Origin of the sequence: Streptomyces sp. NBC_01224, from assembly GCF_036002945.1 — a bacterium.
Taxonomy (GTDB): domain Bacteria; phylum Actinomycetota; class Actinomycetes; order Streptomycetales; family Streptomycetaceae; genus Streptomyces.
The window spans coordinates 1,472,196-1,484,697 of record NZ_CP108529.1; the positions used below are offsets into that span (position 1 = coordinate 1,472,196).

At 69.1% G+C, this 12,502-nt stretch carries 14 protein-coding genes and 2 pseudogenes; 6 read left to right on the forward strand and 10 right to left on the reverse strand.

Annotated features, from left to right (window positions below; all coding sequences use genetic code 11):
- Positions 1–7: 7 nt before the first annotated feature.
- Positions 8–1,390: a carbohydrate-binding protein gene (locus OG609_RS05830; protein ID WP_327271805.1), complete on the reverse strand. Its 1,383-nt coding sequence runs from the start codon at positions 1,388–1,390 to the stop codon at positions 8–10.
- A 276-nt stretch (positions 1,391–1,666) separates the two neighbouring features.
- Positions 1,667–1,783: pseudogene (locus OG609_RS05835) on the reverse strand (Tat pathway signal sequence domain protein); the annotation flags it as partial.
- Positions 1,784–2,196: 413 nt separating this feature from the next.
- Between OG609_RS05835 and OG609_RS05840 the strand changes: the two are divergent.
- Together OG609_RS05840 and OG609_RS05845 are read left to right on the forward strand one after the other, a co-directional pair.
- Complete coding sequence (locus OG609_RS05840) at positions 2,197–3,033, forward strand: aldo/keto reductase (protein ID WP_327271806.1); 837 nt, start codon at positions 2,197–2,199, stop codon at positions 3,031–3,033.
- An 87-nt stretch (positions 3,034–3,120) separates the two neighbouring features.
- Complete coding sequence (locus OG609_RS05845) at positions 3,121–3,603, forward strand: RICIN domain-containing protein (RefSeq protein WP_327271807.1); 483 nt, start codon at positions 3,121–3,123, stop codon at positions 3,601–3,603.
- Between the two features lie 521 nt (positions 3,604–4,124).
- Here the strand turns inward: OG609_RS05845 and OG609_RS05850 are convergent.
- From OG609_RS05850 to OG609_RS05860, 3 genes are all read right to left on the reverse strand, one after another.
- A complete protein-coding gene (locus OG609_RS05850) occupies positions 4,125–4,724 on the reverse strand; it encodes a hypothetical protein (RefSeq protein WP_327271808.1) in 600 nt (199 codons plus the stop codon).
- Positions 4,725–5,135: 411 nt separating this feature from the next.
- Complete coding sequence (locus OG609_RS05855; RefSeq protein ID WP_327271809.1) at positions 5,136–5,411, reverse strand: hypothetical protein; 276 nt, start codon at positions 5,409–5,411, stop codon at positions 5,136–5,138.
- A gap of 36 nt (positions 5,412–5,447) precedes the next feature.
- A complete protein-coding gene (locus OG609_RS05860) occupies positions 5,448–5,612 on the reverse strand; it encodes a hypothetical protein (RefSeq protein WP_327271810.1) in 165 nt (54 codons plus the stop codon).
- Between OG609_RS05860 and OG609_RS05865 the strand changes: the two genes are divergently transcribed.
- Positions 5,611–5,802, forward strand: a complete 192-nt coding sequence (locus tag OG609_RS05865) for a hypothetical protein (protein ID WP_327278403.1) — start codon at positions 5,611–5,613, stop codon at positions 5,800–5,802. The two genes, OG609_RS05860 and OG609_RS05865, sit on opposite strands and share 2 nt — an antisense overlap.
- A gap of 272 nt (positions 5,803–6,074) precedes the next feature.
- On the opposite strand, the gene OG609_RS05870 is transcribed toward OG609_RS05865, so the two are convergent.
- Positions 6,075–7,037, reverse strand: a complete 963-nt coding sequence (locus OG609_RS05870) for a class I SAM-dependent methyltransferase (RefSeq protein ID WP_327271811.1) — start codon at positions 7,035–7,037, stop codon at positions 6,075–6,077.
- 20 nt (positions 7,038–7,057) lie between these two features.
- Positions 7,058–8,026 (reverse strand): AraC family transcriptional regulator, encoded by a 969-nt coding sequence (locus tag OG609_RS05875; RefSeq protein WP_327271812.1) that lies wholly within the window; start codon positions 8,024–8,026, stop codon positions 7,058–7,060.
- An 81-nt stretch (positions 8,027–8,107) separates the two neighbouring features.
- On the opposite strand from OG609_RS05875, the gene OG609_RS05880 reads away from it, so the two are divergent.
- Positions 8,108–8,959 carry an NmrA family transcriptional regulator gene (locus OG609_RS05880; protein ID WP_327271813.1) on the forward strand — a complete coding sequence of 284 codons (852 nt, stop codon included), beginning with the start codon at positions 8,108–8,110 and terminating at the stop codon, positions 8,957–8,959.
- An 8-nt stretch (positions 8,960–8,967) separates the two neighbouring features.
- On the opposite strand, the gene OG609_RS05885 is transcribed toward OG609_RS05880, so the two are convergent.
- Positions 8,968–9,711 carry a class I SAM-dependent methyltransferase gene (locus OG609_RS05885; protein WP_327271814.1) on the reverse strand — a complete coding sequence of 248 codons (744 nt, stop codon included), beginning with the start codon at positions 9,709–9,711 and terminating at the stop codon, positions 8,968–8,970.
- Between the two features lie 90 nt (positions 9,712–9,801).
- On the opposite strand from OG609_RS05885, the pseudogene OG609_RS05890 reads away from it, so the two are divergent.
- Positions 9,802–10,257: pseudogene (locus OG609_RS05890) on the forward strand (LysR family transcriptional regulator); the annotation flags it as partial.
- A gap of 160 nt (positions 10,258–10,417) precedes the next feature.
- Here OG609_RS05890 and OG609_RS05895 read toward each other — a convergent pair.
- Positions 10,418–10,723 carry a 4a-hydroxytetrahydrobiopterin dehydratase gene (locus OG609_RS05895; protein ID WP_114247647.1) on the reverse strand — a complete coding sequence of 102 codons (306 nt, stop codon included), beginning with the start codon at positions 10,721–10,723 and terminating at the stop codon, positions 10,418–10,420.
- A gap of 63 nt (positions 10,724–10,786) precedes the next feature.
- Here OG609_RS05895 and OG609_RS05900 point away from each other — a divergent pair, with 63 nt between their 5' ends.
- Positions 10,787–11,650, forward strand: a complete 864-nt coding sequence (locus tag OG609_RS05900; protein WP_327271815.1) for a helix-turn-helix domain-containing protein — start codon at positions 10,787–10,789, stop codon at positions 11,648–11,650.
- Here OG609_RS05900 and OG609_RS05905 read toward each other — a convergent pair.
- Positions 11,640–12,383, reverse strand: a complete 744-nt coding sequence (locus OG609_RS05905) for a YoaK family protein (protein WP_327277947.1) — start codon at positions 12,381–12,383, stop codon at positions 11,640–11,642. The genes OG609_RS05900 and OG609_RS05905 overlap by 11 nt on opposite strands.
- Positions 12,384–12,502: the final 119 nt, after the last annotated feature.

Consider the following 12,502-nt stretch of genomic DNA (forward strand, 5'->3'; position numbering starts at 1 on the left):
AACCTCCTCAGCCCTTGTACTGGACGACGATCTTGGTGAAGTCGTACGGGGACTGGGAAACCCCGCTGCAGGCGTCCGCGTCGTTGCCCAAGCCGCAGGCGCGGTCCCGGTTGACGGACCAGAAGGCGAAGCGCGCGATGTGGTGCTGCTGCGCGTAGCCGAGGATCGTTCTGAAGTCGGTGGTGGTGACGGTCTCGTCCGACTCGTCGGTCTTCCCGTTCATCGAGGAGACCCCGATGTGCCGGTAGGCCGCGTCGTCGCTGTACCCGTACGCGCTCTTGACCGCGGCCTTCAGTCCGTCGAGCGCGCCGACCGTGGCCGAGCCCATGGTGCCGGTGTGCCCGCCGAAGTCGAACGGCATGATCACCCAGCCGTCGTTGGCGAGGCCCGCTGCCGCTCCCCGCTTGATGAGGTCCTTGCCGTTGGCGTCGGGGCCGGTCGGCGTGGTCCCCATGGTCACGTACGTCACGATGCCCGGGTTGTCGTTCTTGACGATCTTCAGGGCGTCGACCACCCGCTGCCGCACCGTGGCGTTGGAGAACTCGGTGTCCTCGATGTCGATGTCCAGCGCCTTCAGGTGGTACGCGTTGATCACCTTCTGGTATGCCCCGGCGAGCGCGGCGGCGCTGGAACACTTCTCACCGAGCTTGTTGCCGCTCCAGCCACCCGCCGAGATGACGATGTCGCCGCCGGCCGCCCGGATGGAGTTGATGGCCGCCTGGTCCGAGCCGCCGGTCAGTGCCCGGTCGCCGTCCCACTTCGGGTTGCAGGTGCCGTCCGAGAGGATGAAGGCCAGCGTGAACCACTTCACCCCCGTCGCCGCCATCACATCGGTGGGCTTCTGCGGGTTCCCCCAGCCGAGGTACTCGTACGGGGCCGCGGCCATCGCGCCGGGGCCCGCTGCCGTCGTACCGGTGGTCAGGGAGTCGATGTTGGGGCCGCCGTTCGCCGTGGTGGCCGTGGCCCGGACGGTGTTGGCACCCGCCTTCAGTGTGACGGCGACCTGGGCGGTGGCCCAACTGTCCCACGACCCGGTGCCGTTGAACGCCTTGCCCGCGGCAACGGTGACGCCGTTCACGGAGATGTCCAGCGGGCGGTTGGTGGTGGTGCCGTTGGCGTAGCGCAGGTCGAACGTGGTGGAGCCGGCGGTGTCGGCGTCAACGGTCCACTCGATGTAGCCGCCGGCGACATTGGTGTAGTCGACGAAGCCGGTGCCGGTGAATCCGGTGTGGTTCGTCGCCACGGCCGCCCGGTACAGGCTCGCGTTCTCGGCCTCGTACGCGGCCGTGGCGGCTGAGGCCTTCGGGAGGTGGGCGAGCAGGGGCAGAAGCAGACAGCTGAGTCCGGCGAAGACGGCCACGATGCGGCGTGGGGGTGCGGCAGGGTGCACGGTGATCCCTTCGGTTCGACGTTAGGAAAGGTTCCTAACCAACACTGCATGGGATTCCCTGGGGCTCGTTCTGTCAATGCCCCGCGTGGGCCCAAATGCCAGAAGCTGCAGGCAGGTTGGGCCGACCTTGGGCAGCCCGGAGGGGCGACGGGGTCACCCCGCCGCCCCGCGTCCGAGAGGACGTTCCACCTCCTGTCGAGGTGGTCGGGCCGCGCACGGTGACCCTTCCGGTGCCGGACGCCGATGTCGCGTTGCCGTTGTCCGTGGATCAGCTCCTCAGACCAGTTGGCAGCCGCGCATGCCGGTGAGCCGAAGATGGGTGTCCTGCAGCGATCCCGAGGTGTCGCCGAGCGGCCGGTAGATGCCCTACTTGGGCCGTACACGGTCGACCAGTACGGCGCGGGCTGCGGTGATCAGTCTCCTGAACGGGTGGTGCTCCGATGTCTTCTTGCGATCAGACATAAGCCGTACCAGCCTTCCTGAGATGGGGGTTCAGGATTGAGTGGGGCGTGGCCGTTCTCGCCGCGGCGACCAACTGTTGCGTTCACAAGAGTGTTCACTGTTCAGTGATGTGCTCCAGAGTTACGTCTTGACGAGACTCGGTCAATGGCTCGGACCGGATGAGGTCCTAGCAATATCGAGCCGGTGTCGCGTCGATCCCTGGCGGAGCAGTAACGACCTCGCCCACTGCCAGTCGCGGGCGAGGTCGTAAGGCGTTGCCGAACGTAAGGTCGGCAGGGAATGCATCGCGCCCCGTGATCGTTGAGCATGAGAATCCCAACCGACGACGTAAGGATCGACCGCTCGTGAGCAAGGTCCCCTCCATCACCCTCAACAACGGCGTCGAAATGCCGCAGCTCGGTTTCGGTGTCTGGCAGGTGCCGGACAACGAGGCCGTGAAGGCGGTCGCGACAGCCATCGAGTCCGGGTACCGGAGCATCGACACCGCCGCGATCTACGAGAACGAAGAGGGCACGGGCAGGGCCGTCGCAGCCTCCGGTGTCGCCCGCGAGGAGCTCTTCGTCACGACGAAGCTGTGGAACGCCGACCAGGGCTACGACTCCACCCTGCGCGCCTTCGACACCTCGCTCGACAAGCTGGGTCTGGACTACGTCGATCTGTATCTGATCCACTGGCCGGTGCCGGCCAAGGACGCGTACATCGACACGTACAAGGCCTTCGAGAAGATCTACTCCGAGGGCCGCGCGAAGGCCATCGGTGTCTCGAACTTCCTGCCCGAGCACCTGGAGCGCCTGCTCGGCGAGACCTCCGTGGTTCCGGTGATCAACCAGATCGAGCTCCATCCGCAGCTCCAGCAGGCCGAGTCGCGCGCCTTGCACGCCAAACACGGCATCGCGACCGAGGCTTGGTCGCCGCTGGGTCAGGGCAAGGGCCTCCTGGAGGTCCCGACGGTCGTCGCGATCGCCCAGAAGCATGGCCGCACACCAGCCCAGGCGGTGCTCCGCTGGCACATCCAGACCGGCAATGTGGTGATCCCGAAGTCCGTGACGCCGTCCCGGATCGTGGAGAACCTCGATGTGTTCGGCTTCGAGCTGGACGCCGACGACCTGGCCGCGTTCGCCGCACTGGACGAGGGCAAGCGTCTCGGCCCGAACCCGGGCGAGTTCAACCTCGGCGCCTGAGCCGTGCCGCTGCTCCGTTGAAGTACGCAGACCGCCGCCCGACTGCCGAGCCGGGCGGCGGTCTGCTGCCCAGGAAGGAACCGGAACATGAGCGGGAACACCGCGCCCGTCGTCGCGGCGGGCCGCTACCGGCTGCGCAATGTGGGCAGCGGGCTGTTGCTGGAGGTGTACGGCTCCGCCAAGGGCGCAGGCGCCCCGGTGCAGCAGGGCGAGGAGAGCGGTTCGGCGGCCCAGCACTGGGAGCTGACGCCCGTGCACGAGGGTGCCGCACTGTACCACCTGGTCAATGTCCACAGCGGCAAGCGGCTGGATGTCGCCAATGCCTCCACCGAGAACGGCGCCATGGTCCAGCAGTGGCGGGCCAACAACTACGGCGCCCAGGAATGGCTGATCGAGCAGCACCTGGAGGCGCCGGGGGTGGTGACCCTGGTCAGTTTCATCAGCGGGCTCGTCCTCGAAGTGGCCGATGGCAGCACGGTGGACGGTGCCCGCGTCCAGCAATGGGAGGACACCGACTCCCCCGGCCAGTGGTGGCAGTTGGAGCCGGTGCCGGACACACCCATGGTCTAACGACCTCGCCCGCGATTGTCAGCGGCGTCGCGGTGTCCGGGACCTCCACCTCCGGCGTTGTCGTCAGTCGCCGACGCTCCGCGTCGACTCCCTCCTCCGCCTTGGATTCGAAGGCCCCGGACACCGCTCCTTCCCCCACTGCCAATCGTGGGCGAGGTCGTAAGCCGTTTCGTTCGGATTCGATCGCAGGCCCGGTAAAGCCATCAGGAATCCGGCCTCATGCCTGGCCAGGCTCCCGGCGGCCGGGACGTGGGCGGCGTCTGCCGCGCCGGCGCCACGTTCTGCCGCCCCGGTCGCCGGGTCCTGCCAAAGGCTCGAAGGCCACGTACGGCACGGCGGTCCAGCCGGGCTGGCAGTGCGCCTCGCCGTCCGGCTCTACTATGGCGTGGCAGCAGTATCCAGACTGGAACCCCGGCCCGATTCCGGCGGGCCGGGGTTCTATGTCAGGCGGGTGAATCGATCACCGGCCTTTGTAGTGTTACTCGGTTACCGGCCACCGTGATGGTGTTCGATCACCGGTTTCAGTAGTCGCCGCCCTCGTCGCCGTAGCCGCCGCCGCCGTGGTGACGCTCGATCACCCGGAAGCTGCCCACGACTCCGTTGTGAACCTTCACGCCGCCCCGGACACGACCCGGGAAGACGCCGTCGCTGGAGCTCCAGGGACCGACGGTCGCCAGCGGGGCGCCGTTGTCGCAGGTCGCGCCACGGAAGACCTCGACGGTCCGGCGGCTGTCGTTGCGGATGTTGAGGGTCTTGGAACCGAGACCGCTGACCACCGTGATGCAGCCGCCCCCTTCGGCGGTGTAGGTGCGCTCGTTGATGTGGATCCGGCCCTCGAAGTGTTCCCGGTGGCCCTTGTTCTCGCGGCCACCACCCTTGTTCTCGTAGCCACCACCCCTGCCCTCGTTGCCCTCGTTGCCCTTGCCCTCGTTGCCGTTGCCGTTGCCGTTGCCGGACTCACCGCCGTTGAGGGCCGACACGGGGGCGGCGGCCTGCTGCTGGACGACCGGGGCGGCTTGGGCGGGCTCCGTGGAGGCAGCCGAGGCGTACGTGATGCCGGTGGCGGCCAGGGCCGCGGCAGCCGCGAGAGCGGCGGTAACGACAGTGGAACGCGTAACCATGTCACTTCTCCTGTCTCAGAGAGGCCGACCGAGCAGCCGACCCGAGATTGAACGTACTTACGGTCCCCATAGCTGTCATATCGGACGCGTTGGAAGGGGCGGGGCCGGAGCGCCAATCGGGGTACACAAGACACCCAAATGCCATTTCCAGATAATCTGACAAGCTTTCAATCATCCTTATTTATGGGTGAATTGATGTGCCATTAGCCTGTCCGGGCGACTTGCTGATGCCCTCTCACCCCTGGCGGCGGCGTGTCTTTGTTGACACGGCCCGGGCAGGAGCCGTAGGCCATCACCCTGAGCACCCGTCATCCACAGTCCCACCCGCCCTGACCTGCGGTGACGCATCGACGGAGCGCGCCAAGGAGCGCCGCTCGGGTCGCCGGGTGCCCGGTGGCCGCGGGCGAGCGCTCATTCCCCGGCGACGTCGGCCGTATCCGGTGCGTCCGTCCGGAGCGCAGCGCCCGGCCGGCGGCGTACGCGAGCAGCGCGATGCCCCAGGCCAGGAGGCTCATCAACTGCCAGGAACATCACGATCGCGATGACCTTGATCAATGCGAACCAGTACTCGAACTCTCCGCAGGAGCGTATCGAGATGAGGTTGACGGCGGTCAGCAGCGCGAGCAACAGCAGCTGCGATATCGCACACAGCGGCACATCGGCCCGTGCTGCCCGTGTGGATCGCAATGGGTGCCGGGGTACGGAGGCGGGCCGGCCGGGATGTCAGCTGTCCAGCCAGCGCCTGAGGTCCTCGGTGTGCTCGCCGAGCCGCGGCGGGCGCCGCTCGTAACGCGGCGGGGTACGGGGCAGCCCGATGGGGTTGGCCACCAGGCGCATGGGGGCGTCGGGGTCCGCGTCGGACGGTGTGTCCCGCGCGGACAGGCCCATGCGTTCGGCGAGGTCGGACGGGTCGGCGCGGACGGCCCCCGAGCTGACGGCCCATATCACGCGACGCCGCCACGACCGGGGCCTGCTGGTGCTGACCGCGGGAAGCTACGGCAACGTACTGCGGTTCCTGCCGCCGCTGTCCATCCCGGACACACTCCTCGACGACGCTTGGGGCTGCTCGGTAAGGTGATCACGCAGGAGTGCGGCACTGGTGTGTGAGAGTGGAGCCGCGGTGTCACTGGTGGCTGTTCATCACGGCCGGGATGTGCGGACCGCCCCGTCCGATTCGGCGTTCTCCCCCGGCCAGGCCGACAGTGCCGGCAGCAGCTCGGCCCGTACGTGGGCAGAGTCGAGATCGGCGTCCAGCAACGCGTGGATCCGGTCGACGCGGCTGTGCCGCGTATGCCGCGCTCGGCGAGATCGCTGCCCGCCGCGTCCGCTGTGTCCCGGGAAACTAGCAGGTCAGCACAGGTCACCCCGTCGGGCCAGGTGCACCGTACGGACCGTGAGCAGGAAGACATCGGGGCGGCGGCGCAGCCCGGCCGGGTCCTCAGGGTCGAGCAACTGGTCCAGTACGGCGACGTCGTCGACCGCCAGGGACTCTTCGAACATCTCGCGCCGACGGGCGAATTCGGCGATGACATGGTCGCGGGCCGGCGCGGAGAGCGGCGCCGGAAGGTCGAGCAGGAAGCTGCGGGTGCCCTGCGGGTCCAGACCCACCGCGGTGAACAGGGCGCTCCAGTCCTCGGTCTCCCGCTTGGTGCCGGGCAGTGACGCCCGCATGTCCTCGAACCAGTCCGCGATGATCACGTCGAGCCTGGCCTCCAGACCCGGCCGCCCCATGCCGATGTCACGCGGGAGCTGGCGGGGTGGCAGACCGCCCTCCACCAGGGCGACGGTCCCACCGGGGCGCAGCAGCGCGGCGAACCCGGCGAGGACTGCGCGCTGGTCACCCATGTGATGCAGGGTGTTGCCCACCCAGATCAGATCCGCCTCCCCCAGCTCGGCGAGGCCGTCGGGGATGTCGGCCTGCTGTGTACGGACCCGGTCACCGAGACCGAGCCGCTGCGCGCGGGCCCGGGTGCGTTCCAAAAGCGCCGGGGTGCCGTCGACGGCGACGACTTCCGCCTCGGGAAACACCTCGGCGAGCAGACAGGCGATCACGCCGGGTCCGCAGCCGATGTCGAGAATCCTGCGCACCTTCGCAGCCGTGGTCAGGCCGGCGATCCAACGGGCCGCCTCCTCGTACTGCGGGCGGCTGAGCTCGGCGTTCTGCTCCAGCAGCGGGCCCATGACGTCCCAGTCGAATTCGGTCGTGCCGTGATGGTGTCCATGCGTGTTGTCGCGCTGATGATCGTGAGTGCTGTCGTGGTGATGACTGCTGGTGATGCCGTTCTGATGACCGTGGTCGGTGTGCTGGCTCATGGAAACAGCCTCATCACACATCAGCTCCCCGGCAAGTTTCTTTGCTGCTTCAGCAAGTCGCTGCTCCGGTATTCCTGGGGGCTGACGCCTCGGACGCGCTTGAAGGCAGTACTGAATGCGAAGGACTGGCTGTACCCGACCTTCCGTGCCACCGCCTCGACCGTGGCGTCCGTCTCCCGCAGCAGATCCGCGGCGACGGCGAGGCGCCGGCCTGTCAGATAAGCCATCGGGGGCTCCCCCACCAACTCCGTGAAGCGTCGGGCGAGCCCGGCCCGGGAGACCCCGATCCGGGCGGCCAGAGCGGCGACCGTCCAGGGGTGGGCGGGGTCTCTTTGCAGCAGCCGCAGGGCCTGCCCGACGACAGGGTCGCCCATGGCCCGGTACCAGGCCGGGGCCTCGGCTCCGGGCCGGGCGAACCAGGTCCGCAGCGCGGCGATCAGCAGCAGATCGAGAAGCCGGTCCAGGACCACGCTCTGGCCGGGCTCGTCCTTGGAGATCTCCTCGTCGAGCAGCGTCAGCAGGGGGCCGACCCGCCCGCCGGAGGGCAGGCGGAGCAGCGGGGGCAGGGCGTCGAGCAACCGCCTGCTGATCTCGCCGTCCAGCAGATAGGTGCCGATGAGCATGGCCGCCGAGCCATCGGGGGCGTTGCCCCAGGTGCGCACCCCCAACTGCATGGACTCGGAGAGCGGCTCACCGTGCAGGGTGGTGCAGATGCCGCCGGGTCCGATCACGGCGTGCGGCGCGGTGCCGGTGGTGTCGGCGACGGTGTACGGATCCGGGCCGCGCGCGATGGCGATGTCACCGGGCCGCAGCAGCACGGGGTCGCCGCCCGCGGCCGGGACGATCCGGGCTTCTCCGTCGGTCATCGACATCAGGCAGAGCGGCGCCCGGTCCTCGATCCGCACGGACCACGGCGGCTCCATCACCATCCGCAGCAGGAAGGCGCCCCTGGCCCTCGGTCCGTCCAGGAGTCCGGCGAGTGCATCCATGACCGCCAGCGTAGACGTACGCGTATGGAGCTGAGCGGTTCGAGGATGTCGTGGACGGCACCACCGGGCGAGCCTTGAGCCATGACACAGAACACCGAGAACGTGCAGCGGGAAACGGTACTGGTGACGAGCGGCACGGGGAAGACGGGCCGCCGGGTCGTGGAGCGGCTGGCCGCTCGCGGAGTGGTGGTGCGGGCCGGATCGCGCAGTGCCGAGGTCCGTTTCGACTGGGCGGACGAGTCGGGCTGGGCACCGGCTCTGCGGGGTGCGGACGCAGCGTATGTGACGTACTACCCGGATCTGGCGGCGCCCGGTGCGCCGGAGGCGATGGCAGCCTTCGGGCGGATCGCGACGGAGCACGGGGTGCGGCGGCTGGTGCTGCTGTCCGGGCGGGGTGAGCCGCAGGCGGTCGCGGCGGAGGAGAGCCTGCGCAGGTCGGCTGCGGGGGCGGAGCTCACCGTCGTACGGTCGGCGTTCTTCGCGCAGAACTTCAGCGAGGGCGCCATGCTGGACGGGGTACTCGGCGGCGAGGTGGTGTTCCCGGCGGGTGGGACCGCGGAGCCGTTCGTGGACATCGACGATCTCGCGGATGTGGTGGTGGCCGCGCTCACCGAGGACGGTCATGCGGGTGCGGTGCATGAGCTGACCGGGCCGCGGCTGCTGACGTTCGACGAGGTGGTGTCGGAGATCGCGTCTGCCACGGGGCGTGCGGTGCGGTATCTGCCGGTGTCCGGAGCGAAGTACGCGCAGATGCTGGAGGGGTACGGAGTGCCGGGGCCCGAAGCCGGTTTCCTGGCGGGCCTGTTCACGATGCTGCTCGACGGGCACAACGCGACGGTGACCGAGGGCGTGAAGCAGGTCCTGGGGCGCGATCCGAAGGACTTCGGGGCGTTCACCCGCGCGGCGGCACAGTCGGGTGCGTGGAAGGGCTAGGGCCTCTCTCAATCTCTCAGGCGCAGCGCCAGCAGCCGGTACCGCGGATCCGCTCGCGGCCTGTCGGGCTCGGGCAGCGACGTCAGTGCGGTCGCAAGCCGCTCGGCCGCCGTCCCCGGCAGGTTCAGGCGTGAGGCGAAATAGCCCTCGCGCACCTTCTGTGCCGCGCTCAGCGGGCTCTGGCCCTGGCCATGGCCCGGGAAGTGGGCCTCCCCCACCACATCGAGGCCGGCCTCCGAGCCGTACCCGACGATCAGATCCGCGGAATCGGACGGATCGGCTTCGAGGTAGGGGGCGAATGCCTCGTCGATGTCGCTGCCCACGTCGTGGGCCGCGTCCTTGTCGACGGTGGTGACGAACACACCGCCCGGCCGCAGCACCCGCGCCGCCTCGGACACCACCGCCCGCACATCCCCCTCCCCACGCAGCAGGTGCAGCAGCCAGATGGCGCCGACCGCATCCACCGCCGTGTCCGGCAGCGGCAGCCGACGCGCGTCGGCGAGCACCACCGCGCCGATCCGCTTCCGAGCAACCTGCGCCATGCCGTACGAGGCATCGGTACCGAACACGCCGAGTCCGGGGCGGGCAAGGGCTATTCGCTCGGTGACCAGTCCCGTACCGCAGCCGATGTCCAGAAGGGTGCGGGCAGGTGACGGGATCAGTCCGAGCACTGCGGCGGCTGCGGCCTCGGCCCTGGGCACGCCGCCGCGAGTGGCGTCGTAGTGGGCTGCCGCGGTGTCGTAGTTCAGCACCTGGCCGACTCTAGAACACACCCGACCGAATGGACACCGGCATATTGCCGGTGGGCCGCCGGGCCCATAACTTGCGCTCATGGAGCGGAGTTGCGCCATCTGCGTACCGTGCGTGCCATCGCCGACACCGGGAGCCTGACCAAGGCGGCCGCCGCCCTCGGGCTCGCCCAGCCTGCGCCGAGCGCGCAATTGCGACGGATCGAGAAGGCTCTCGGCGGCCCGCCCTTCGATCGGGACCACACCGGTGCCCGGCCCGCGCTCCTCGGTGAGCTGGTGCTCGAACGGGCCCGGGTGGTGCTGCCCGCCGTGAGCGGACTCCAGGAGGAGGCGGTGCGGTTCGCCAACGCCTGGGGGACGATGGAGCGCTTCCGGCTGGGCGGCACGCACGGTCCGCTGCTGGGCGGTCTCGTCGACCGCCTGGTCACCGCCCACCCGGCCGCTCCCGTGTCGACGTACACCTCCTGGTCGGTCGTCGAGCTCGCCTACCAACTGGTCGACAGAAGAGTCGACTTCGCGCTCATCGGGGCCCGCGGGGAGAGCCATCCACGGTTCGGTGCTGCGATGTGACATGTCATCACGCATCTTCCTTCAGCTCTGCGATGTGACATGTCATCACGCATGGACGGCGTGCGCCGCAGCGCGGCCGCACGTCGTCCGCCCGCGCCGGCCCCCGGCCCGGTGTTCAGCGGCGTGCCCGCCCATTCGGCTACCTCACGCCGTGCCCGGCGGCGATCGCCACCACCCGCGCGGCCAGGTTCAGATCGTTCTCGGTGACCACACCACCCGCGTCATGGGTGTTCACGGACAGGGTGACGGTGTTGTAACCGAGGGTCAGATCGGAATGGTGGTTCAGTTCGTCCTGGATCTGGGCAACATGCACGGTCAGCCCGACGGCGGCAAAGTGCGTGCGGAGCCGGTAGGTGCAAGTGATCCGGTCCCCCTCCAGCGACCAGCCGGGCAGGTCACCCAGACGGTCCTCGATCTCCTTCTGCGACAATGGTGCGGCGGGCATGCTGCGACTCCCTCACGAGCGATCGGTGCCGGTCGGCGGTCCCGGTGACGTTACGGTCTGGGTATGACAACTGTCGCGCTTGACACGGGGGTAGGGCCGCTGCTGCGCAGCTGGCGGGAGCAGCGTCGCATCAGCCAGCTGGAGCTGGCGCTCCGCGCGGATTCCTCGGCCCGGCACATTTCCTTCATCGAGACGGGCCGTTCCCGCCCCAGCGAGGACATGATCCTGCGGCTGGCCGAGCATCTCGACATCCCGGTCAGGGAACGCAACGCCCTGCTGGTGGTGGCCGGTTACGCGCCCCGCTACGCACAGACCGCGCTTGACGACCCCGCGCTGGGCGCGCTGCGCGAAGGGATGGAGCGACTGCTCCAGGGGTACGACCCCTACCCAGCGCTCGTCGTCGACGGTATGTACAACGTGGTGGCGGCCAATCGGGGTATCGCAATGCTGCTGGAGGGAGTGGCCGGGCATCTGCTGGCCCCGCCGCTGAACGCCATGCGGCTCACTCTCCACCCGGAGGGCCTGGCCCCACGCATCCGCAATCTTCGGGAGTGGCGTGCCGATCTGCTGGCGCAGATGGAGCGTCAGATCGCCCTGGCCCGGTCGGCGGAGCTGCGTGAGCTGTACGAGGAGGTCGCGGGCTATCCCGCACCGGTAGGTAGTGACAGGGCCGAGGGGGCCGGAACCGTGGGAAGCAGTGGGGGCGCCGGGAGCCTTGTCGGGGAGAACGCGGGAGCCGGCCCCGCGTCGTCCCTGCCGTTCGCACTGCCCCTGCACATCGAGCACGGCGGGCAGGTGCTCTCGTTCGTCTCCTCCATCGCGACGTTCAATACCCCGATGGATGTGACGGTGGCCGAGCTGGCCATCGAGACGTTCCTGCCCGCCGACCGGGCGACCGCCGACCATCTGCGGTCTCTCACTTCCTGACGATCGGGCGGACCCAGGGGGCATCGGCCCGCGCCACGACGATCGCGGCCGTGGTCACGACCGCCAGGACCGCCACGGCGAGCAGCAGGGGAAGTCTCGGGTGCCCGTGCAGTACGGCCACGGCTCCGACGAACGCTCCGGTCATCATGGCGGCGGCCGAGAGCACCCGCCGTCCGGCCTTGCTGCCGCCTCCGCCGGCGAAGCGGCTGTCGGAGAGGATGCCTGTGATGGTCAGGGTCAGCACGGTGGTGGTGAGGTCGGGGACCGCCAGCGCCCGGGAGACGGCGTTCTGCGCACCGAGGCCGAGTCCGAGCAGTGCGATGAGGGCGAAGCGGACCCCACCCACGAACGGATGGCCGGAGGCCAGAGTGACGATCAGCGCGGCCAGGACACAGGCGGTCTCGACGAGGAGCGCGTACAACAGCATCCGGCCGCGATGCGTCAGGGCACGGTGGACGATCAGGCCGCCGAGCAGTGCCCCCACCGCGAACGCGGCGAGCGCGACGAGCGAGGCGGCGAAGGAGAATCCGGGGGCTCCGGCGATCGCGAAGCCGGAGAAGACCACATTGCCGGTCATGTTCGCGACGAAGACCCGGCCGAGTTCCAGGTAACTGACGGCGTCGACCAGCCCGGTGACGACGGTCAGGGCGAGCATCATGGGCGGCAGCGGTCCATGCCGGTCGTTCATGTCCGGTACGACGGTGGACCATGCCTCACGCAGCACGACGGACACGGACACGCTCCGATCACGGGGTGGGTGGTCGGAATTGTGCCGCCCCGGGCGTACGGAACACCACGACCGACGCACATCGCCCCCGCCCCGAAGGAGGCTCGGTTCCCCGGGGCGGGGGC

Bases quoted from the DNA above. Each gene is read 5' to 3' on its own strand.
- OG609_RS05845 (WP_327271807.1), top strand. From the start codon at position 3,121: ATGAGCGGGAACACCGCGCCCGTCGTCGCGGCGGGCCGCTACCGGCTG.
- OG609_RS05850 (WP_327271808.1), bottom strand. From the start codon at position 4,724: ATGGTTACGCGTTCCACTGTCGTTACCGCCGCTCTCGCGGCTGCCGCG.
- OG609_RS05865 (WP_327278403.1), top strand. From the start codon at position 5,611: ATGCGTTCGGCGAGGTCGGACGGGTCGGCGCGGACGGCCCCCGAGCTG.
- OG609_RS05860 (WP_327271810.1), bottom strand. From the start codon at position 5,612: ATGGGCCTGTCCGCGCGGGACACACCGTCCGACGCGGACCCCGACGCC.
- OG609_RS05870 (WP_327271811.1), bottom strand. From the start codon at position 7,037: ATGAGCCAGCACACCGACCACGGTCATCAGAACGGCATCACCAGCAGT.
- OG609_RS05875 (WP_327271812.1), bottom strand. From the start codon at position 8,026: ATGGATGCACTCGCCGGACTCCTGGACGGACCGAGGGCCAGGGGCGCC.
- OG609_RS05880 (WP_327271813.1), top strand. From the start codon at position 8,108: ATGACACAGAACACCGAGAACGTGCAGCGGGAAACGGTACTGGTGACG.
- OG609_RS05895 (WP_114247647.1), bottom strand. From the start codon at position 10,723: ATGCCCGCCGCACCATTGTCGCAGAAGGAGATCGAGGACCGTCTGGGT.
- OG609_RS05900 (WP_327271815.1), top strand. From the start codon at position 10,787: ATGACAACTGTCGCGCTTGACACGGGGGTAGGGCCGCTGCTGCGCAGC.